This is a genomic window from Clostridium culturomicium (assembly GCF_000821305.1).
In the GTDB taxonomy this organism is placed as follows: domain Bacteria; phylum Bacillota; class Clostridia; order Clostridiales; family Clostridiaceae; genus Clostridium_J; species Clostridium_J culturomicium.
In genome coordinates this window covers 373,285-395,033 of record NZ_CCXK01000013.1, presented here as the reverse complement: position 1 = coordinate 395,033, position 21,749 = coordinate 373,285, and the positions used below count along the sequence as shown (strand labels likewise).

At 32.6% G+C, this 21,749-nt stretch carries 22 protein-coding genes; 2 read left to right on the top strand and 20 right to left on the bottom strand.

The window, feature by feature from the left end; translation table 11 throughout:
* Positions 1-40: 40 nt before the first annotated feature.
* The 16 genes from trmD to pta form a co-directional block, all read right to left on the bottom strand.
* Positions 41-760: a tRNA (guanosine(37)-N1)-methyltransferase TrmD gene (gene trmD, locus BN1075_RS03800; protein WP_040191702.1), complete on the bottom strand. Its 720-nt coding sequence runs from the start codon at positions 758-760 to the stop codon at positions 41-43.
* Positions 760-1,257, bottom strand: coding sequence for a ribosome maturation factor RimM (rimM, locus tag BN1075_RS03795; RefSeq protein ID WP_040191701.1), 498 nt, complete (start codon positions 1,255-1,257; stop codon positions 760-762). The genes trmD and rimM overlap by 1 nt, the downstream gene beginning before the upstream one ends.
* Positions 1,258-1,470: 213 nt before the next feature.
* Positions 1,471-1,698, bottom strand: a complete 228-nt coding sequence (locus BN1075_RS03790; RefSeq protein WP_040191700.1) for a KH domain-containing protein — start codon at positions 1,696-1,698, stop codon at positions 1,471-1,473.
* A gap of 28 nt (positions 1,699-1,726) precedes the next feature.
* Positions 1,727-1,969 carry a 30S ribosomal protein S16 gene (gene rpsP / locus BN1075_RS03785; RefSeq protein ID WP_040191699.1) on the bottom strand — a complete coding sequence of 81 codons (243 nt, stop codon included), beginning with the start codon at positions 1,967-1,969 and terminating at the stop codon, positions 1,727-1,729.
* 38 nt (positions 1,970-2,007) lie between these two features.
* Entirely contained in the window at positions 2,008-3,378 is a 1,371-nt protein-coding gene (ffh, locus tag BN1075_RS03780) for a signal recognition particle protein (RefSeq protein ID WP_040191697.1), read from the bottom strand.
* An 11-nt stretch (positions 3,379-3,389) separates the two neighbouring features.
* Positions 3,390-3,737: a putative DNA-binding protein gene (locus BN1075_RS03775; protein WP_040191696.1), complete on the bottom strand. Its 348-nt coding sequence runs from the start codon at positions 3,735-3,737 to the stop codon at positions 3,390-3,392.
* A 91-nt stretch (positions 3,738-3,828) separates the two neighbouring features.
* On the bottom strand, positions 3,829-4,740 hold the full coding sequence (gene ftsY / locus BN1075_RS03770) for a signal recognition particle-docking protein FtsY (protein ID WP_040191695.1): 912 nt from the start codon (positions 4,738-4,740) through the stop codon (positions 3,829-3,831).
* A gap of 15 nt (positions 4,741-4,755) precedes the next feature.
* On the bottom strand, positions 4,756-8,310 hold the full coding sequence (gene smc, locus BN1075_RS03765; protein ID WP_040191694.1) for a chromosome segregation protein SMC: 3,555 nt from the start codon (positions 8,308-8,310) through the stop codon (positions 4,756-4,758).
* Between the two features lie 142 nt (positions 8,311-8,452).
* Positions 8,453-9,541 carry an elongator complex protein 3 gene (locus BN1075_RS03760; protein ID WP_040191693.1) on the bottom strand — a complete coding sequence of 363 codons (1,089 nt, stop codon included), beginning with the start codon at positions 9,539-9,541 and terminating at the stop codon, positions 8,453-8,455.
* Positions 9,534-10,232 carry a ribonuclease III gene (gene rnc / locus BN1075_RS03755; protein ID WP_040191692.1) on the bottom strand — a complete coding sequence of 233 codons (699 nt, stop codon included), beginning with the start codon at positions 10,230-10,232 and terminating at the stop codon, positions 9,534-9,536. Before rnc ends, BN1075_RS03760 begins: the two co-directional genes overlap by 8 nt.
* A 111-nt stretch (positions 10,233-10,343) precedes the next feature.
* Positions 10,344-10,574: an acyl carrier protein gene (gene acpP, locus BN1075_RS03750; RefSeq protein ID WP_040191690.1), complete on the bottom strand. Its 231-nt coding sequence runs from the start codon at positions 10,572-10,574 to the stop codon at positions 10,344-10,346.
* 117 nt (positions 10,575-10,691) lie between these two features.
* Positions 10,692-11,705, bottom strand: coding sequence for a phosphate acyltransferase PlsX (gene plsX, locus BN1075_RS03745; RefSeq protein WP_040191688.1), 1,014 nt, complete (start codon positions 11,703-11,705; stop codon positions 10,692-10,694).
* A gap of 195 nt (positions 11,706-11,900) precedes the next feature.
* Entirely contained in the window at positions 11,901-12,083 is a 183-nt protein-coding gene (gene rpmF, locus BN1075_RS03740; RefSeq protein ID WP_040191687.1) for a 50S ribosomal protein L32, read from the bottom strand.
* 2 nt (positions 12,084-12,085) lie between these two features.
* The gene (locus BN1075_RS03735) at positions 12,086-12,586 is read right to left on the bottom strand and encodes a YceD family protein (protein WP_040191789.1); all 501 of its coding nucleotides are present in this window, start codon (positions 12,584-12,586) and stop codon (positions 12,086-12,088) included.
* A 255-nt stretch (positions 12,587-12,841) separates the two neighbouring features.
* Positions 12,842-14,035, bottom strand: a complete 1,194-nt coding sequence (locus BN1075_RS03730) for an acetate/propionate family kinase (protein ID WP_040191686.1) — start codon at positions 14,033-14,035, stop codon at positions 12,842-12,844.
* 105 nt (positions 14,036-14,140) lie between these two features.
* Positions 14,141-15,139 carry a phosphate acetyltransferase gene (gene pta, locus BN1075_RS03725; RefSeq protein ID WP_040191685.1) on the bottom strand — a complete coding sequence of 333 codons (999 nt, stop codon included), beginning with the start codon at positions 15,137-15,139 and terminating at the stop codon, positions 14,141-14,143.
* 189 nt (positions 15,140-15,328) lie between these two features.
* Between pta and BN1075_RS03720 the strand changes: the two genes are divergently transcribed.
* Positions 15,329-16,549, top strand: a complete 1,221-nt coding sequence (locus tag BN1075_RS03720) for a nucleotidyltransferase (protein WP_040191684.1) — start codon at positions 15,329-15,331, stop codon at positions 16,547-16,549.
* Between the two features lie 317 nt (positions 16,550-16,866).
* The gene (ylbJ, locus tag BN1075_RS03715; protein WP_052406368.1) at positions 16,867-18,063 is read left to right on the top strand and encodes a sporulation integral membrane protein YlbJ; all 1,197 of its coding nucleotides are present in this window, start codon (positions 16,867-16,869) and stop codon (positions 18,061-18,063) included.
* A gap of 2 nt (positions 18,064-18,065) precedes the next feature.
* On the opposite strand, the gene BN1075_RS03710 is transcribed toward ylbJ, so the two are convergent.
* From BN1075_RS03710 to recG, 4 genes are read right to left on the bottom strand one after another with little or no spacing between them, the layout of a single operon-like run.
* Positions 18,066-18,623 (bottom strand): ATP synthase F0 subunit B, encoded by a 558-nt coding sequence (locus BN1075_RS03710; RefSeq protein ID WP_040191683.1) that lies wholly within the window; start codon positions 18,621-18,623, stop codon positions 18,066-18,068.
* Positions 18,620-19,117 (bottom strand): pantetheine-phosphate adenylyltransferase, encoded by a 498-nt coding sequence (coaD, locus tag BN1075_RS03705; RefSeq protein WP_040191681.1) that lies wholly within the window; start codon positions 19,115-19,117, stop codon positions 18,620-18,622. The genes BN1075_RS03710 and coaD overlap by 4 nt, the downstream gene beginning before the upstream one ends.
* 3 nt (positions 19,118-19,120) lie before the next feature.
* Positions 19,121-19,675 carry a 16S rRNA (guanine(966)-N(2))-methyltransferase RsmD gene (rsmD, locus tag BN1075_RS03700; RefSeq protein WP_040191679.1) on the bottom strand — a complete coding sequence of 185 codons (555 nt, stop codon included), beginning with the start codon at positions 19,673-19,675 and terminating at the stop codon, positions 19,121-19,123.
* Positions 19,676-19,689: 14 nt separating this feature from the next.
* Positions 19,690-21,723, bottom strand: coding sequence for an ATP-dependent DNA helicase RecG (recG, locus tag BN1075_RS03695; protein ID WP_040191678.1), 2,034 nt, complete (start codon positions 21,721-21,723; stop codon positions 19,690-19,692).
* Positions 21,724-21,749 lie beyond the last annotated feature (26 nt).

Here is a 21,749-nt window from a genome sequence, read left to right as displayed (position 1 = left end):
TTCGTCATTAATCTTCCACTTATATTTTTCTTTTAAAAATCTATTTTTTAAAATGTTTCTCTAAGAGTTTTTTGTCTTCTTTAGTTAATTCAATTTTTTTATATAAGTCCATTCTTCTGTCTTTTGTTATAAGAAGTGATTGAAGTCTTCTCCACTTTCTTACATTCTCATGATGTCCAGAAATAAGCACTCCAGGAACTTCCTCCCCCTCAAACTCAAAAGGCCTTGTATATTGAGGGTATTCTAAAAGTCCATCATAGAAGGATTCCTCCTCATAACTTTCATCACAAGATAAAACCCCTGGAATCATTCTTGCAATACTATCTATGGCAGGTATGCATGCCATTTCTCCACCAGTAAGTACAAAATCTCCAAGAGATAACTCCATATCAATGTGTTTAAAGCATCTTTCATCGATACCTTCATAATGTCCACATAAAAATATAAGCTCTTTCTCCTTCGCCAGCTCTTTGCAAAGCTCTTGATTTAAGGTTTTTCCTCTTGGTCCTAAAAATATAACTTTCCCCTTGTTAGTTTCTTTAATATGACGTATAGCATCAACTATTGGTTGTGGAGCCATAACCATTCCAGCACCACCGCCATAAGGATAATCATCCACCTTTTTATGTTTATTAGTAGTAAAATCTCTTATGTTAGTAGCTTTTATACTTAGAATCCCCTTTTCCATAGCATTGCCGATAATACTATGATTGAAGATATTAAACATCTCAGGGAACAAAGTTAAAATATCAATCTTCATTACTCAGACCATACCTTTACTGGTTTAATAACAATTTTATTGTTTTCTATATCCACTTCCTCAACAATAGTTTTTAAAGCTGGAATAAGCACTTCCTTCTTTCCAGGACCTTTTACCCAGTAAACATCGTTGCTTCCTGTTTCTATAACATCATAAACTTTTCCAAGCTCTTCACCCTCAGTATCATAAACTACACAGTCTAATAAATCTGCTATATAGTAGCAGCCTTCCTCTAACTCCATAGCATCTTCTCTTCTCACTTCAAGGTATTTATTTCTATAATCTTCTGCTTGATCCATAGTATCCACACCCTCAAGTTTTAATATAGCTCTATCACTTTGAAGCTTAACTGAAGTTATTGCAACTTCCTTCCCATCTATTAAAACCTTATCCAGCTCTTTAAATCTTTCTAAACTGTCTGTTAAAGATAAAACCTTAACTTCACCTCTAACTCCATGAGGCTTAGTAATTTGTCCAATGCTTATAAATTCCTTCATTTTAATACTCCTTATTCTCACATTTATATTATTGACTAATGGAAATTTTTTATAACAGCTTGCTACCCTTTAGTCTTATACTTTGCTAATAATTTCTTTTATATGTAATAGAAGATCAGTTCGATCTATCTAATTGACTTCCTAATTATATTAACCTTTAATCCACTTCTAGTAAAGACTAATATAAAAATAAGAGTTAGGTTACCCTAACTCTTACACTATTTCAACAACAACTCTCTTGTTTTCCTTGATCGCTGCTGCTTTTATTACAGTTCTAATAGACTTTGCTATTCTTCCCTGCTTACCAATTACTTTTCCCATGTCCTCTTGAGCAACCTTTAATTCTAAAATTATAGAATGCTCTCCAGAAACTTCTTTTACCTCTACGGCACTTGGGTTATCAACTAAAGACTGTGCAATAATTGTAAGTAATTCTTTCATGGATTGCGCCTCCAATCACTAAACTTTCCTATTTTATTCCTGCGTTGTTGAAAAGTCTCTTAACTGTGTCTGTTGGTTGAGCTCCATTTTGTATCCACTTAGCTGCTTTATCTGCATCGATTTTAACAGTAACTGGCTCAGTAGTTGGGTTGTAGTATCCAATCTCTTCAACGAATCTTCCGTCTCTTGGAGATCTTGAATCAGCAACAACTATTCTGTAGAAAGGAGCTTTTTTAGCACCCATTCTTCTTAATCTGATTTTAACTGCCATTTGTATTTCACCTCCTTCAAAGGATAATGTATATTAAACTAGAATGGTAATTTCCCGAATAAACCTTTTTTAGCCATTTTGCCAAACTTTCCGCCTTTTCCAGTCATACCCTTCATTTGTTTCATCATTTTCTTCATCATTTCAAAATCTTTTAAAACTTTATTTACAGCTTGAATTGTCGAACCCGATCCATCAGCAATTCTCTTCTTTCTAGAAGGAGAATTTGAAACTAGAGATGGATTTCTTCGTTCTTTAGTAGTCATTGAATGAACTATTGCTTCAATCTTAGCCATTTGCTTTTCACCTTGAGAGAAGTCAACACCTTGAAGTTCCTTTGCATTCATTCCAGGCATCATTTCCATGATTTTACCCATAGGTCCAAGATTTTTCATCTGATTCATAGCTTCCAAGAAGTCCTCAAGATTAAAATCTTGATTCATCATTCTATTTCCTAACTCTGCAGCTTTTTCTTCATCGATTGCTGCTTGAGCTTTTTCAATTAAGGAAAGCACATCTCCCATTCCAAGAATTCTTGATGCCATTCTTTCTGGGTGGAATACTTCTAAGTCAGACATTTTCTCGCCCATACCGGCATATTTAATTGGCTTTCCTGTAATGGCTTTAATAGAAAGAGCAGCTCCCCCTCTAGTATCACCATCCAGCTTAGTAACAACAACTCCAGTAATATCTAAAGTATTGTTAAAGCTTTCTGCTACATTGACAGCATCTTGACCTGTCATAGCATCTACTACTAATAGTATCTCCTTAGGATTTATTGCTGCTTTAATATCCTCCAGCTCTCCCATAAGAGTTTCATCTATATGTAATCTTCCAGCAGTATCCACAATTACCACATTGCAGCCATTGCTCTTAGCATGCTCAATTGAAGCTTTTGCGATATCTACAGGACTATTTTTATCTCCCATTGTGAATACTGGAACGTCAATTGACTTTCCAACCACTTGAAGCTGTTTTATTGCTGCTGGTCTATACACGTCACATGCAACTAAAAGCGGCTTCTTATTGTTTTTTCTTAAGTTAAGGGCAAGTTTTCCTGCCATGGTAGTTTTACCTGCACCTTGCAGTCCAACTAGCATTATCATAGTAATTCCGTTGTTAACAAACTCTATTGGTTTGTCAGTAGTACCCATAAGCTCAGTTAGCTGTTCATTAACTATCTTAACTACTTGCTGACCTGGAGTTAAGCTTCCCATAACTTCATCTCCCAGGCACTTTTCACTTACAGACTTAACAAAGTCCTTAACAACTTTATAGTTTACATCAGCTTCTAAAAGAGCAAGTTTTACCTCTCTCATAGCCTCTTTGATGTCTTTTTCTGAAAGCTTTCCTTTACCCTTTAGCTTTTTAATGGTATCTTGTAATTTCGAAGCTAATCCTTCAAAAGCCATGTCAAAACCTCCTATATATCCTTCTCTATGTTTTCAATTATGAGTGTTATTGATTCCTTTTCTTCTAGTCTGGAAACAATATTCTGAAGTTGCTTTAACTTGTCAATAATCTTTATCTTAGAGATTTCTATAGATGAAGTTTTCTCCATTAAGTGAAGTTTGCTTTCATATTCTTCTAAAAGATGCACACATCTTTTAATCAAATCATGAATTGCCTGTCTGCTAGTGTTATTTAGCTCTGCAATCTCTGCCAAAGACAAATCTTCATTATAATATAAATCCATAATATTTCTTTGTTTCTCTGTCAGCAATCCACTATAAAACTCTAGTAAAATTGATATTTCAACTCTTTTTTCCATATGATCACCTAACTCACAAAAACTATATTAACAAATTAAAGTATGACTGTCAAGTATTTTTACTTAACAGTCAAGTATTTTTACTTTACACCTAAAATAGCGCTTCCACAAACTCTCTTGAATTAAATTCTTGAAGGTCATCAATACCTTCTCCAACTCCAATATATCTTACTGGAATATTTAAAGTATGCTTAATTGATATAACTATTCCACCCTTTGCAGTTCCATCCAATTTCGTAAGGATAATTCCATCTATAGGACAAACCTCCATAAACTGCTTAGCTTGAATAACAGCATTTTGACCTGTTGTAGCATCAAGGACTAATAGAGTCTCCTTCTTAGCCTCTGCAAACTCTCTGTCTATCACTCTGTTTATCTTTCCAAGCTCATCCATAAGATTCTTTTTGTTATGAAGTCTTCCTGCTGTGTCACAAAGAAGCACATCTGTCTTTCTAGCCTTTGCAGCTTGAACTGCATCATAAACAACAGCAGCTGGGTCAGACCCTTCCTGATGCTTTATTATTTCAACATTTGCTCTTTTACTCCATATTTCAAGCTGATCAATGGCAGCAGCTCTGAAAGTATCTGCAGCAGCAAGAAGAACCTTATGATTGCTTTCCTTAATTCTAGCAGCCATCTTTCCAATAGAAGTTGTTTTTCCAACTCCATTAACCCCTATAATTAGTCTAACCTCTGGTGTGTGTTCTGGAACGATAGAGGTTTCATAATCTCCCATCATTTCCATGATTATTTCTTTCATAGCAGGAAGTATATTATCCGGCTCACTTATTCTTTCAGAAATAACCTTTTTTCTTAATCTTTCAATTATCTCTACTGAAGTCTCAACGCCGATATCACTCGTAATTAGGATTTCTTCTAGCTCTTCATATAAATCTTCATCAATCTCTACTGCCAGCTTCAAAACTTGAGTAACAGCATCATTTATTGTATTTCTAGTTTTCGTTAGTCCATCTTTTATTTTATCAAAAAACTTACCAAACATCTTTGACCCTCCTTATTATTTTGTCAGCTCAAGGGATACAACCTTTGAAACACCCTTTTCTTCCATGGTAACACCATAAATCATATCACTAGTTTCCATCGTTCCCTTTCTATGAGTTATTACTATAAACTGTACCTTTTCAGAGAACTTTTTAAGGAATTCACCATATCTAAGAACATTGGCATCATCAAGCGCAGCTTCAATCTCATCCAGAATACAGAACGGAGTAGGTTTCATCTTTAAAATTGCAAATAAAAGAGCAATAGCTGATAAAACCTTCTCTCCACCTGATAAAAGATTAATATTTTGAAGTTTCTTTCCTGGCGGCTCAACATTTATTTCTATCTTACAAGTTAATTCATCATCACCTTGAAGCGTTAGATCAGCACTTCCACCCTTAAACAGCTCTCTAAAGGTTTCATTAAAGTATTCTCTAAGCTGTTTAAAATTACTCATAAACACCGTTCTCATTTTATCTGTCATCTCAGTAATAAAACTCTCTATCTCTAATTTAGATTCTACCAAATCTTCACGCTGACCATTCATAAAGGTATATTTTTCATTAACTTCTTTAAATTCCTCAATAGCTCCTAAATTAACTGTTCCTAAATCACTGATCTTTTTCTTTAAAGCTGTAACTTCACCCTTTAATTTAAGAATATCACTTCCTTCAATTTTATAACTTAAACCTTCCGCAAAGGTTAAATTATACTCTTCATTAAGTTTTTTAAGAAGTGCTTCTTCTTCTGCTTCAATCTTAGCTAAAGCAATTTCATTTTTATGAACTTCCTTTTCTAATTTTTCTAACTGAAGGTTTATATCTTCAACTTTAGAAGTAATCATAGGAAGCTTTTCTTTTATTTTTATTTTATCTATTTCTGCATCTTCAAAGAATTTCTCAAACTCCTTAAAGCTCTCTGTTATATCCTTAACACTACTATAATTAATTTCAATGTCCTTTTTCAATGTATCAATAGAGCTTTTGGATTTTGTTATTTCTTCTTCATGATTAATAATGGAACTCTTCTCCTGCTTTATTGTATCTTCTATTCTATTCAAATCAGATACATTATTATTAATCATCTCTTTAACTTTAGCTTTACTAATCTTTATAGTTGTAAGTTCTTCTCTAAGCTCTTCAATTAATGAGTTTTGTCCATTAGTCTTTTCATTAACTTCATCATACTCATTATTTATTTTTACCATTTCTTCACTTAATCTTGCCAATTCCACTTCAGTTTTCTTAAGATTTTCTTTTAACACCTTAAGTTTTTCTTCTTCCTTAACCAGACCTTCGCTTGATCTTTGAAGCTCTCTTCTATTTCTTTTTTCTTCTTCATCAACTTTAGAAATTTCACCATTTATCTTAGTAGTATTGATGTTTTCAAAGTGAATTTTATCACGAAGATCTAAGCCTTCATCATCAAATCTTTTTATTTCTTCATTCTTTTCAGCAATTGTGAACGTTCTTCTTTTAATTATATCTTTAGCTTCTGATACCTTTTCTGTAAGCTCTTCAATCTCTCTTTTTCTTCCAATAACGTTAGCATTTTTAGCATAGCTACCTCCCGTTAAAGAACCACCTGGATTAAACACCTCTCCATCCAAAGTAACAATTCTGTATTTATAACCGCTTATTTTAGAGATACGTAAACCATTATCCATTGTATCACATACTAAAGTCTTACCTAAAACCTGGTCTACAACCCCTTTAAACTTCGCTTCAAACTCAATAAGCTCACTAGCTATTCCTATATATCCCTTTGCTTCAAGAACACTTCTATCAACCGAAATATTCTTTCCTCTCACAATACTTAATGGCATGAAGGTTGCTCTACCCAGCTTATTGCTTTTCAAATGATTAATTAAATTCTTAGCTATATTTTCATCCTTAGTTACAATATTGGAGATGCTTGCTCCCATCGCTATTTCAATAGCCTTTTCTACTCTTTCAGGAACTTTTATTATATCCCCTAAGACAAAGCAATCCTCATTTATTTTATAATTCTTACTTTGTTCAATATATTGCATAAGCAGCTTTACAGACTTGTTATACCCCTCATAGGAGTGTTCTAAATTCACCAAAGCATTTAACCTAGCTTCATTATTTCCTTGAACCTTAACCATATCTCTAAGCTGTCTTTCCATATTTTCTAATTCATGCTTAGCTTTAATAATCTTTTTTCTATTTTCTTTTACCTGCTCTTCATATTTTTCAACCTTATCAATAGCAGCAGACTTTTCCTCTTCTAAGTGTGCCTTAGTCTTAGTATTTATTAGAATTGAATTTTTAAAAGTCTGAACATCTAAAATTAATTTTTCAAGATTTTCATTGCAAAGATCAATATTATTTTTAAGTATTCCTTCCTCGTTATTTTTAGAGTTCATATCATTATAATATTTAAATTTAGCACTCTCTAAAGCCTTCATTTTATCATTAAACTCAGTTACATTCTTTACTACACTAGAAATCTCTGCTTCCTTTAATGATATCTTTTCATCTATATCCTTTTCTTTCTGCTTCAAATGCTCTAAGCTTTGCTGCTTTCCTTCAAAACTTCTTACCTGCTCTTTAATAATTAAAGCTTTTTCTTCACTTTCCTTTTTCAGCCTCTCCATTGTTTCAGTTAAGTGTATAATCTTTTCTTCATATAACTTAACCTCTCCAAGAATTGCTTGATGTTGACTTTGAGCTTCATAATACAATCTTTTCTTTTCATCAACAACACTATTAATTTTTTCAAGTTCTTGATTTTTCTCATCCAAAGCAATTTTCAACTGACTTTTTTCACCATTTAAATTTTCTTGTGATAAAGTCACTGATTTAATATCTCCATTAATCTTATCAATGGTAAATTTAGTTTTCTCTAAGAAATCAACGATAATATTAACTTCTTTAACTTTTATCTGTTCTGATGCTTCTAAAAATATTTTTGCTTTTTCACAATCTGCCTCTAATGATGGTAATCTTTCTTCATAGGTAGAAATTATATCATTAATTCTTAACAGATTTTGTTCCGTATTTTCAAGTCTTCTTTCAGCTTCTTCTTTTCTAGTTTTATATTTTACGATTCCAGCTGCTTCTTCTAATAACTTTCTTCTATCTTCTGATTTAGCACTAAGAATAGCATCAATTTTACCTTGCCCTATAAGGGAATACCCCTCTTTTCCGATACCTGTATCCATAAATAAGGCTTGTACATCTTTAAGTCTACACACTGTATTATTGATTAAATATTCACTGTCCCCCGACCTATAAAGCCTTCTTGCCACGGTAACTTGAGAATAAGCAATATCCAAATCCGAATCGCTGTTGTCTAAGGTTAATGAAACCTGTGCAAGACCTACTGGTTTTCTATACTGAGTTCCTGCAAAAATAACATCCTCCATCTTATCTCCTCTAAGATTTCTTATGCTTTGCTCACCAAGAACCCATCTAACAGCATCTGAAATGTTACTTTTCCCACTACCATTAGGTCCTACAACAGCTGTTACCCCTTGCTTAAAAGTTAATTCTGTCTTGTCAGCAAAGGATTTAAAACCTCTTATCTCAATAGATTTTAAAAACATTTATTTTCCACTCCTAAATGCTAAAGATTACAGGGATAACAATACCAAGCAATAAAGCACCACAAACTACTGCAGCTAATATTCTAGTGTACATTTCCCTTTTTTTCTTCGATGTTTTCATAATATCACTCCTATATCAGTGTTATATATTATTATATTTTGACTTCAAATAATCCTGTTGATTAATTATATCTAATTTTAACCCATTATAAAACCCTAAAGCCCCTTTTTTAACATCATCACTTTGAATGATATTAAGCTTCTTCACTCCGAGGTTATTAAGGAGTTTTTTAAAATAAGTTTTCTTATTAGCATATAGCTTTGATATTTCTTTAGGATTTATAAAAACACTCTCCATATCTCTATTTACTTTAAGATACTCTTCTATTATATCACAATAGATACTGCTTTCTACTAACTCTCTGAAGGCTGGATGGAAGGGACCTTCAACAATATCTCCATCCACATTAATTTCTTCTGTTGGCTGAAGACCAATACGGATAACTTGAACTCCATTAATCTCATATACTCCATAAACCACTTTACTAACTTCTACAGCCTCTTCTAAAGAATAGGGTTTATACTCACCTCTATTAAGCATTTTTTCCATAGGAGTATCTTTTATAACTAAAGAAGGATAGATCCTTGCTATATCAGGCTTCATGGAAATACTTTTCTTAACAGATTCAATATCTTTTTCTTTCGAATCACCAGGAAGTCCAAGCATCAGCTGATGTCCTAATGTAAATCCATATTTTTTAATAAGCTTTGACGCATTAATGACATCCTCCGCACTATGGCCCCTACCTGATTCATGAAGCACCTCTTCATCAAGAGATTGAACCCCTAACTCAATTATATCTACATCAAAGCTTTTAAGATGCTCCATTATATCTTCATCTATATAATCTGGTCTAGTAGACATATGGATATAATCGATTTTCCCCATACTTTTAAAGCTTTGAGCTACCGCTAGTAACTCTCTCTGTTTACACATATTAATACCTGTGAATGTGCCTCCAAAGAAAGAAACCTCCACAACTGCATCTTTATTATTTATAGTCTCAAGATATTCTTCTATTGTTTTTCTTACAAATTCGCCATCCACGTTACCAGTGCTCCCTGCCACACCTGCATCACCTGTAATACTATCTTGATTACAAAATACACAAGTATGAGGACACCCTATATGAGGAACAAAAATAGGAATTATATAATGTTTCTTACTCACTAATATCACCTCTGCTTGTAAGCACTTCTTTTGCTGCCATTTGCTCGGCTTCTTTTTTACTAAACCCAGAACCTTTACCTTTCACATCTCCATTAACAGAAACCTGCACGAAAAATTCTCTTCGATGAGGTGGTCCTTCAAAACTTACAAGCTCATATGAAATATCCACATCACCTTTTTTTTGAAGAATCTCTTGAAGCTTTGTTTTATAGTCAAGGATAATTTTATTTTTAACAGCTTTTTCAATTATTCCTTCAAAGTTTCTAAGAACAAAAGCTTTCACACTTTCAAACCCTTGGTCTAAATAAATAGCTGCAATAATAGCTTCAACAGCATCAGCTAAAATAGAGACTCTATTTCTACCCCCTGTTAACTCTTCACCTTTACTCATGCATATATATTTTCCTAAGTCCCACCCCTTTGCAATTTCAAACAATGAATTCTCACAAACGATTAGGGCTCTCACTTTTGTTAAATATCCCTCTGACTCCTCCTCGTGATTAGCAAATAAGTATTCGGATATAATAAGTTCTAAAACCGTATCTCCCAAAAATTCCAACCTTTCATTAAAATCAACATTTTTCTCATTAGCATAAGAGCTATGGGTTATAGCCGTTTGCAGAACCTCCATATTTTCGAAATTTATCTTAAGTTTTTCTTTAAGTTCTAATGTACTTTTAAATATTTTCATTAATTTACTTCCTCCTAGAAGTTTATTCTTCAGTATATTGCCTACATTCTTCAATATATTCAAGAATAAACCTAAAAATAAGGTTCCGCATTACTACGGAACCTTTTATCATTATTCATCCACTCTAGCTTTAATGTACTCTACTACATCTCCTACAGTAGTAATTTTTTCTGCATCTTCATCTGGAATCTCCATATCGAATTCCTCTTCAAGTGCCATGATAAGTTCCACAATGTCAAGTGAGTCTGCACCTAAATCATCAACGAATCCAGATTCCATAGTTATCTCGTTTTCATCTATACTTAGTTGCTCCGCGATTTTTGCTCTTACTTTTCCAAACATTTTATTTACCTCCTAAAATTTAAATGTAATACACCTATTTAATATAATAGCATCTTATATAATAATCAACTACTTTTTTTTAAATACTCTATTATAATGTACTAATTTTATAGAATTTTATTCATCAATCTTTAAAGTATCTTTTTCTTCAGCAAAGGCAGATTTCATTTTTTCTAAAACACCTGTATCGTAATATACTTTTGATACCTTTATTGCATTTTTTAAGGCACGAGCATCAGAAGAACCATGAGCCTTTATACAAATACCATTAACCCCTAAGAACGCTGCTCCACCATACTCTTTATAATCATAATGTTTTTTGAATCTTTTAAATACCGGAGTTAATAAAACTCCACCAATCTTAGTCACAAAGCTTCCCATTATTTCCGTCTTTATTTCACTTAAGATAGTTTCTGCAACACCTTCATACATTTTCAGAACTGTATTTCCAACAAAACCATCACATACTAATACATTAACTTTACCTTTTGGAATATCTCTTGGTTCAATATTTCCTATAAAATTAATATCCTCTTCTTTTAAAAGCTGATATGCTGCCTTTGTAAGATCATTTCCCTTTTCTTCTTCTTCCCCTATATTAACAAGTCCTACGGTTGGATTATTAACACCAAGAACATTTTCAAAATAAACCTTACCCATTTGAGCAAACTGTGTTAAATATTGAGGTTTACAATCAGCATTAGCCCCTGCATCTATAATCATAAATGGTCCATTTTTACCAGGCATAACTGGTGCAAGTGCCGGTCTGCTTATCCCTTTAATTCTCTTAACAATCAAAGTACAACCTGCTAAAAAAGCTCCTGTGCTTCCAGCAGAAACAACCGCATCAGCCTCTCCATTTTTAACAAGGTCTAAAGCTTTAACTAGAGATGAATCTTTTTTTGTTTTTAAAGCTTTAACTGGCGCTTCATTTGTAGAGATTACTTCTCTAGCATCAACTATAGTTATAGCATTCTTATTATATTCATGCTTTGCAAGTTCTGCTTCAATCTTTTCTTTCGGCCCAGTAATTATGATTTCAACACCATATTCTTTTTGCGCCAGAACACAACCTTCAACTATAGCTTGTGGTGAATTATCTCCACCCATTCCATCTACTACTACTCTCATAACAAACCCTCTCAGTATCTTTATTTTATATGTCTCCAAAAATATCTTTGACATTTTCTTATGTATGCAATTTGTTCTCATATAAATTCAACATCTAAAAAACATTTAAGTACATTATATATTTATTTTATTATAATTTCCACATAAAAATAATTCTTTACAAAAAAATAAAAGAAAGTCAAATGACTTTCTTTTTTATTCCTCAGTTTTTATAACTTCTCTGTTGTTGTAGTAACCACAGTTCTTACAAACTCTATGAGCAAGTTTCATTTCGTGACACTGAGGGCATTCAATTATTCCTGGTAAACCAAGTTTAAAAGTTTGTGCTCTTCTTGAATCTCTTCTTGCTTTTGAAAATTTTCTAGCTGGATTTCCCATTATTACACCTCCTTATGGTTAGAAAACATTTGTGTCAGCTTTTCTAGTCTAGGGTCTACATAAAAATCTGCACAAGAACATTGTCCATGATTTAAATCCTTCCCACAAGTCTGGCATAAGCCTTTACAGTCATCTTTGCACAGCCTTTTTACAGGTAGTTCAAGGATAATGCAGTTTTCAATAATCTCATAGATATCTATATTATCAGTATTGATTGAGATAATCTCACAATCGTCAGTATCTGATAATTCTTCCTCAATATGAATATTTACTTCATAAGGAAAAACTTGCATACATCTTCCACAGTTTAACAAAACCTGTGTCTTCACGTCACCAACAAGAACCAACGGACCTTTTTTACGACGTAAATATCCATCAAACTTAATAGGTTGGGAATATGTTACACTCTCACTTCCATCAAAAAAACTATCTTTTTCAATAATGATATTGATATCTTTTTTTTCATAGCTTTTATCATTTAACTCATTTATGTCTATTATCATAATATCCACTCTGAAAAATTACAAGCTGTAATTTTCCTCATATAACTAGATACTAGTCATACATAATGCAAAATGCATAGCTTGAGTAAAGCTCCAACGTCCCTCCTTAAGTTCACAAATGTATCATTCAAACACAAGTTATTATATAAATTATACTAGTAAAAGTCAAGGACATTTATACATGTATATTTTTTCCTTATTGAGAAACGTTGAAAACTCTAGTTTTTATTCAAAATATTTTTATGAAAATGCAAATTAAACAGTTAAAGCTTTAGTATCTCTTGCTATAACTAACTCTTCGTTAGTTGGTATAACAAATACTTTTACTTTAGCGCCATCTTTGCTTATTTCTCTTGCTTTTCCTCTTACATTATTCTTTTCAGCATCTAATTCGATTCCTAAGAACTCTAGACCTTTGCAGATATCAAGTCTAGTTTCAATTGCGTTTTCTCCTAAACCAGCTGTAAATACAACTGCATCTACTCCGCCCATTGCTGCCGCGTAAGCACCTATCATTTCTCTTACTCTGTAGTTGAATACGTCTAAAGCAAGTATAGCTCTTTCATTTCCTTGTGCTGCTGCATCTTCTATATCTCTGAAGTCGCTGCTTACGCCAGAAATTCCAAATACACCTGATTTTTTGTTCATTAGGTTATCAACCTCAGCTGCACTCATGTTGCACTCTTTTTGTAAGAATGTAACTATAGCAGGGTCTATGTTTCCACATCTTGTTCCCATTGCTATACCTTCAAGTGGAGTGAATCCCATACTTGTATCTACACATTGACCATTTTTAATAGCAGCTAAACTAGCACCATTTCCAAGGTGGCAAGTGATGATTTTAACGTCTTTTATATCTTTTCCTAACATCTTAGCGCACTCAGCTGATACGAATTTGTGAGATGTTCCATGGAAACCATATTTTCTTATTCCGTGGTTCTCATATAATTCATATGGAAGTGGATAGATGTAAGCTGTTTTTGGCATTGTTTGATGGAATGCTGTATCAAATACTGCAACCATTGGAGTTGATGGCATTAAGCTCTTACAAGCGTTAATTCCGATTATGTTTGCTGGGTTGTGAAGTGGTGCAAGCTTAACACACTCTTCTAAGCTAGCCATAACCTCATCATTTATTAATACAGACTCAGCATATTTTTCTCCACCGTGAACAACTCTGTGTCCTACTGCAGATATTTCATCCATAGAAGCAATAACACCATGTGTTTCATCAACTAATGCTTCTAAAACTAATTTTATAGCATCTTTGTGATCTGCCATTGGCTGCTCTATTATGTATTTATCTTTTCCTGGAACCTTTTGAGTTAAAACTGACCCTTCAATTCCTATTCTTTCTACTAATCCTTGTGCTAAACTTTCCTCATTTTCCATGTTTATTAATTGATACTTTAATGAAGAACTTCCACAGTTTATTACTAATACTTTCATTACTTATTTCCTCCTGACTTTTATCTAATATGATAATATATCATTATATTATACTAGATTACCTTATATTTTAACTTTAATCAATATCATATTTCTTGGTATATATTAGCTGTTTTGCGCTTGAACTGCAGTAATAGCTACAACATTTACTATATCATCTACGCTGCATCCTCTTGATAAGTCATTGATTGGCTTAGCGAATCCTTGACAAACTGGTCCAATAGCTTCTGCTCCTGCAAATCTTTGAACTAATTTGTATCCAATGTTTCCAGCTTGTAAATCTGGGAATATTAGAACGTTAGCATTTCCTGCAACTTCACTTCCTGGTGCTTTTAAGCTTGCTACTTTTCCAACTATAGCAGCATCTAATTGTAATTCTCCATCTATAGCAAGGTCAGGTCTAGCTTCTTTAGCTATTTTAGTAGCCTCAACAACCTTACTTACATTTTCATGCTTAGCACTTCCCATAGTTGAGAAAGAAAGCATTGCAACTTTTGGATCAATTCCGCAAAGTGATTTAGCATTTTCAGCTGTGCTGATTGCTATTGAAGCAAGTTCTTCTGCAGTTGGGTTTGGGTTAACTGCACAGTCACCAAATAATAATGTTCCTTCAGAACCGTATGGTGAATTTGGAACTTCCATAACGAAGAAACTTGATACAACTTTTATTCCAGGTGCTGTTTTTATTATCTGAAGACCTGGTCTTAAAAGATCTCCAGTACTATGTATTGCTCCAGATACTAATCCGTCTGCATCTTCCATTTTAACCATCATTGTTCCATAATAAACAGGATCTTTAACTGTATCTAAAGCTTTTTCTTCAGTCATACCTTTATTTTTTCTAAGCTCATAGAAAGCTTTTGCATATTCTGCTGTTTTCTCAGATGTTTCTGGATCCACTATTTTGATTCCTTCAACATTAACTCCGAAGGCTTTAGCATTAGCTTTAACTGTAGCTTCATTTCCTACTAAAACTACATCAGCAATTTTATTTGTGTGGATTATCTCCGCAGCCTTTAAGTTTCTTTCTTCTTCCCCTTCAGGAAGTACTATTGTCTTCACATTTTGTTGTGCTAATTTCCAAACTTTTTGTGTAAAACTCATTATATTTTCTCCTCTCAGTAAAAAAATTCAAAATATCCCTTATTAATATACCTCTTTTCGCATATATTTTTCAACCTTTATAGCGATTTTTTTTAATTTAGTATATAATAATTGCTAATATAACGTGGTTTTATTACCACATAATAAACTTATAACAATTAATTGTAATTATATAAGGAGGTAGATTAAATGAAAATTTCCGGCATCATTGTTGAGTACAATCCTCTTCATAACGGACATCTTTTTCATATTAACAAAACAAAAGAGCTAACAAATAGTGATTTAGTCATTGCCGTTATGAGTGGTAACTTTAACCAAAGAGGAATACCTTCTATTATAGATAAATGGACAAAAACAAAGTTAGCCCTTGAAAACGGTGTTGATATTGTATTTGAGCTTCCTGCAGTTTACGCTCTTTCATCTGCAGAATTTTTTTCTCACGGAGCTGTAAGCCTTTTAAACAGCTTAGGTGTGGTTGACTCAATTTGTTTTGGAAGCGAAGCTGGAGACATAACCCTTCTAGAGACCATTGCCGAAGTTTTAGTTCACGAACCTGAAGAATATAAACAGCTGTTAAAAAATGAACTTAATAAAGGACTTTTATTTCCTAAAGCTCGTTCCTTGGCTTTAATTGAATATTTAAATACCAAAACGAATTATGATAGAAATTATTTATCTGAACAATTAAATTCATCAAATAATATCCTTGGTATAGAATATATAAAAAGCTTAAAAAGATTGAACAGCTCTATAAAGCCCTATACCATAAAACGACTTGGTGGTTCCTATAACAGCAAAGACTTAAACAACATTTTTTCTAGTGCAACATCTATACGTAAAGCATTAAATAATAATGAAGACATCTTAAATCTAAAGCACCATGTACCTGAAAGTGTTCTTCAAGAACTTCTTACATTAGAAAAAAATAATTATACTTTTACTTTTGAAAATATGATGTATCCATATATAAAATACAAGGCACTTTCCAGCAGACATAATTTATTTGAAAACCTACCTGATGCCTCTGAAGGTCTTCACAATAAACTATTATCTGCTTTAGAAAATTCTACTTCCTATAATGAGTGTATTTCTGCTGCTAAAAGCAAAAGATACACTTACACCAGAATAAGCCGAATTCTTTGCCAGTACTACTTAGACTTTCAGCATTACGATATAGTTAATATGCGTAAAGCACCTTGCCCTTATGCACGAATTCTAGGTTTTACTGCTACAGGTGCTACAGCGTTAAAATCCATTAAGGATAACTGCTCAATACCACTGTATTCAAAGCTTCCAAAGGATACAACGCCTACCTTTAATCTTGATTTACAGTGTACACGCAGCTACAGCATCCTTAATCCTTCAATAAGATTTAATGAAGATAGACTGCGAAGTCCTATTATCAGGTGACACTGAGAATTTTCAACTATTAATGGACCTTTCAAAAATACATCTTTAATTTATTTAGAGAAATTTAAGTAATAATTTAAAAGTGATACTCCAAATCTATGATTTGGTCAGTAGAACCTTCACAGCGTGCATCTTTGATTGAGTTATTTTAACTTACTATTCACACACTCTTCCAAATGAATATGATTAAGTAATTTTATTATAAACAAACTTCCAATATGTATTAATTTCATATTGGAAGTTTTTCTTTTTATTATCATAACCCCTAATCCTTTTAAATATATTTAATTATATCTTTACGAAAGGACTGATTTTTTTTGATTAATCTTCTATTTCTAATCATTGTAATAATCATCATTCTTTTATATTTATTTATAAAGAATCTAAACCTCAACTCTAATACTAAGAACTTAATATATACTTTAGTATTTTCTGCTTTAATAGTATACATAATACTTAATCCTAAAAGCTGTATAGAATATACCTTAACTGGTGCAAAATTATTCTTTAATTCTGTATTTCCTTCATTATTTCCTTTTCTTGTAATAGTAAATTTAATTTTTGCTTTTGGCGGAATGGAAATATACTCAAAGTTCTTTGGAAAAATTCTCTGTGCTCCTTTAGGCTTACCAAAGGAATGTAGTGTAGTTTTACTCGCCAGCATGTTTTGCGGATACCCTCTTGGTGCTAGATATGCTGGAAAACTATATGAAAATCATATTATCAACAAAAAAACTTTGCAGAGATTACTCAACATTGCAACTAACGGCAGTCCGTTATTTATAATTGGAACCGTTGGTACAGCAATGCTTCATAGTTCATTTTTAGGTTATGTATTACTACTATCAAATCTTATTTCATGCTTTATAATGGGTCTTATACTGCCTGGAAGATACAAGGTGAAAGATAACAAAAATTACTCACATCCTTCAGTTGCTGTTACAGCTTTAGAAAGTGATGCACCTAACTTAGGTGTTGCACTTAAAACAGCTCTTGAAGATGCAGTTAAAACCTGTCTTTCTATTGGAAGTTTTGTAATAATCTTCTCTGTAATTATTAACATTATAAAAAGCAGTGCAATATATTACACTGCCTTAAACCAAATATGTAATGCTTTTACCATCCCAACAGAAACAATAAATGGTTCTTTTTTAGGTTTTATCGAAATCACAAATGGCTGCAACATTCTTGCTCTAAGTAACCTTTCAACCACAGTAAAAACAATCATTTGCAGCTTTTTAATAGGTTTCAGCGGTTTATCAATTACAGCACAGGTTTATTCCTTTGTTTATCCCTATAAAATATCCATGAAAAGATATATGTTCTATAAGGGAATACAAGGTTTTATCGGTGCATTCATTACCTTTTTAATATTGAAGCTGCCATTTTCAATGATGTATCAAGAAACTTTTATTTCGAGTAATACCCTATTGAAACCTGAAACTCCAATTTTAATTATACTATTAACCTTTTTAATCTTACCTTTATTAAGTAAAAAATCAAAACAAAGATAAAACTATTCGTTAGTATTTCCTAATTCTTTATTATTTTCTCTTATTCTAGTTGTTGTGGAAGAAATCTCCTTATAAATTCTTATAAGCATTTCTTCCATTTCATTTTGTACAACCTTCAAAGATTCTTCTCCAATTAAATCAATATCCTTTTGAAGAGTACTTAATGTGCTGTCAGCATAGTTCATAACACCATATCTTAACTCTTTTGCTTCTTTAACAGCAGCAGCCTTTATCTGATTTGCTTCACTATTTGCTTTTTCTAAAATTTCTTCTGCTTCTCTTCTTGCAGCTAATAGAATATCACAATTTTCATATTCTTCTTGTGCTCTTTTTCTGCTATTTTCAATTATAGCAGCTTCTTCCTTACGGGCTTCACTTAGAATAGTATCTCTACGTCTAACTAAATTCTTTGCTTCCTCCAATTCATCTGGAAGAGCTCTTCTAATTTCATTCAAGGTAGATAAAACTTCTTTTTTATTAATTGCTACCTTGCCAACTAAATTTTTTGGTGACATTTCAATATTTTGTTGTAAATAATCTATTAACTCTATTACCTTCATTTATTTTCCCCCTCAATCATTTTTACTCTTTCTCTTATTTCATCTTCTAGTTCTCCAGGTATTAAACCTTCCAAATTCCCTTTAAAAAGTGCTACCTGTTTAATTGCCGAAGAACTAAGGTATGAATACTTAGAGTTAGTCATCATAAGCATAGTTTCCTTAGTTTTGTTCAACTTTTTATTCATAAGCGCCATCTGCATTTCATAGTCAAAGTCAGTCATCGTTCTAAGACCTTTAACTATAACATCAATATCCTCATCCTCCATGAAATCAACTAAAAGCCCCTCAAAACTACTCACCTTTACATTGCTAAGATCAGAAGTAACTCTTTCAATCATAGCTACCCTTTCATCTGTTGTAAACCAGCCTTTTTTAGCTGGATTTACAAGAACTGCAACTATAACTTCATCAAAGACATAAGAACATCTTTTTATAATATCTAAATGCCCCTTAGTAATAGGATCAAAACTTCCTGGATAAACTGCCTTACTCATATACTACTCCCCAAACTCATATAAACACACAGTGGTGTTTCCATACTTTCTTTCCTTAATTAAAATTATATCTTCATAACCTTCACAGATTTTCTCTTCTGAATCAATTTTTGTCACTATTAAGCCATTTGAGCTTAAAATATTATATTTTTTAATCAATTCTAAAGATGGTGGTATCATATCCTTTGCATAAGGTGGGTCAATAAAAATCAAATCAAAAACCTTCCCTTGCTTTCCAAAATTCTCAAGCATCTTAAAGGAATCCCCCTTATGCGCTATACAAAAATCCTCAAACTTTAAATCTTTAATATTCTGCTTCAGCTTTCCGAAAGTATCATCACCCATATCAATTAGATGACACTCCTTAGCTCCTCTGCTTGCTGCTTCAAGGCCAAGACTACCTGTCCCAGCAAATTGATCTAGAACAACGCTGCCTCTCACATTATTTTGTATTATGTTAAAAATAGATTCCTTCACCCTATCTAAGGTTGGTCTTGTTCCTAACCCTTCTGGAGAAAGAATTTTTCTTCCTCTAGCTTTACCGGCTATTATTCTCATTTTTATTCTCCTTTTTAGTTAAAGCATATGTACTTTGTGCTTCTTTCTAAATTCATAATTATTTCTTTAAGAATTCGTTGATTCTCATCATCTTTTTTATCAAAGAATTTTTTTGCTTCTATGTTGGCAAGCTTAAACAGCTGAAAATCTTCACTTAAATCACTAAGTATAAGCCCATTATCTCCAGATTGTCTCATACCAAACATTTCTCCACTACCCCTAAGCTGCAAATCCTGTTCAGCTATATAAAAACCATCACTGCTTTTTTTCATTATTTCCATTCTGCGCTTAGTTGTCTCACTTTTTATATTCGCCACAAGAACACAATAGGATTTAAAATCTCCCCTACCAACTCTTCCCCTAAGTTGATGAAGCTGAGATAATCCAAAACGCTCTGCATTTTCAATTATCATCATGGTGGCATTAGGGACATTAACCCCTACTTCTATGACGGTTGTCGAGATTAAAACTTTAATCTTTCCAGCCTTAAATTCTCCCATAATAAAATTTTTGTCCTTATTACTCATTTTACCATGAAGAATGGCGATTTCCACACTTTTAAAGTAACTTTTTTTAAGTTCTTCGTATAAACTTTCAACTGAACTTAATTTCAGGTCTTCATTTTCCTCTACTAAAGGACATACCACATATACCTGACGTCCTTTAGCTATTTCCTGAAGAGCAAAATTGTATACCCTGCTTTTTTCTTCTTTAGAAAGATAATATGTATCTATTGGCTTTCTTCCTGGTGGAAGTGTGTCAATTATAGATACATCTAAATCCCCATACATATATAAACAAAGAGTTCTCGGTATTGGTGTCGCACTCATAACTAAAACATCAATATCTTCTCTTTTATTTCCAAGCCTTGTTCTTTGTCCAACACCAAATCTATGTTGTTCATCAGTAATTATAAGACCTAAATTATTAAAGACTACATTATCTTCAATTAACGCATGTGTTCCAATTAAAATATCAATTTCACCATTAGAAAGTCTTTCTTTAATAAGTCCTTTATTTTTTTCTGTTGTGCTGCCTGTTAAAAGCTCAACCTTAATATTAAAATCTTTATATAACTTTTCAGCTTCATAAAAATGCTGTTTTGCCAATATTTCTGTAGGTGCCATCATTGCCCCTTGATAACCATTTTTCACCACATTAAATAAAGCTATTAAAGCAACAATTGTTTTACCACTTCCAACATCCCCTTGAACTAATCTATTCATCGGTGCAGAAGCCTTTTGATCCCTTAAAATTTCTCTTACGGTTCTTGTCTGAGCTTCTGTAAGCTCAAAAGGAAGTTTCTCCTTGAACTTCTTTAGTTCTTGAGAAATTTTAAAGCTTATACCCCTTGAACTTAAATTTCTGTTTTTAAGTGCAATCAATTTTAATGAATATGTAAAAAGCTCTTGAAACTTTAACCTTCTTCTTGCTTCATCAAGCATTCTCAAACTTTTAGGATTATGTATATTTCTAATTGCATCATTTAGAGAAATAAAACTCTGCTCTTCTACTATCCACCTTGGAAGATTTTCTTCAATTATTACTAAATTTAAGACCTCAGTGACAATTTTATTTATAAATGTATTTGATATATCTTCCTTCAGAGGATATTTTGCCATTATATCACTGCTTTCAGCAGTAGTATTCCTCATAATAATAGCATTCATTATAACAAATTCTCTACCCTGCTTTTCCAATGTACCACTAATTACATACTTAGAGCCAACTCTAAAACCTGTTTTTACATAAGGTTGATTAAACCACAAGCCCTTAACTGCTACCCCTTTATGAGAAAATCTTATGGTGGTCATAACCTTACGTGTTTTAGTTCTTATGTCCGGAAGTATTCTTTCTACTTCAACTTCAAGAATGACCTTTTCTTTTCCGTTTATATCATTTAACTCATCAACAATAAATATACTTTCGTAATCCCTCGGAAAATATAATAGCAAATCTAAAACACTATATATTCCACATTGCCCTAGTTTTTCAGCCATCTTAGGACCTACCCCTTTAATCGCTGTAACACTGCTATAAATATTCACATTATCACTCCATACTCCGTAATATA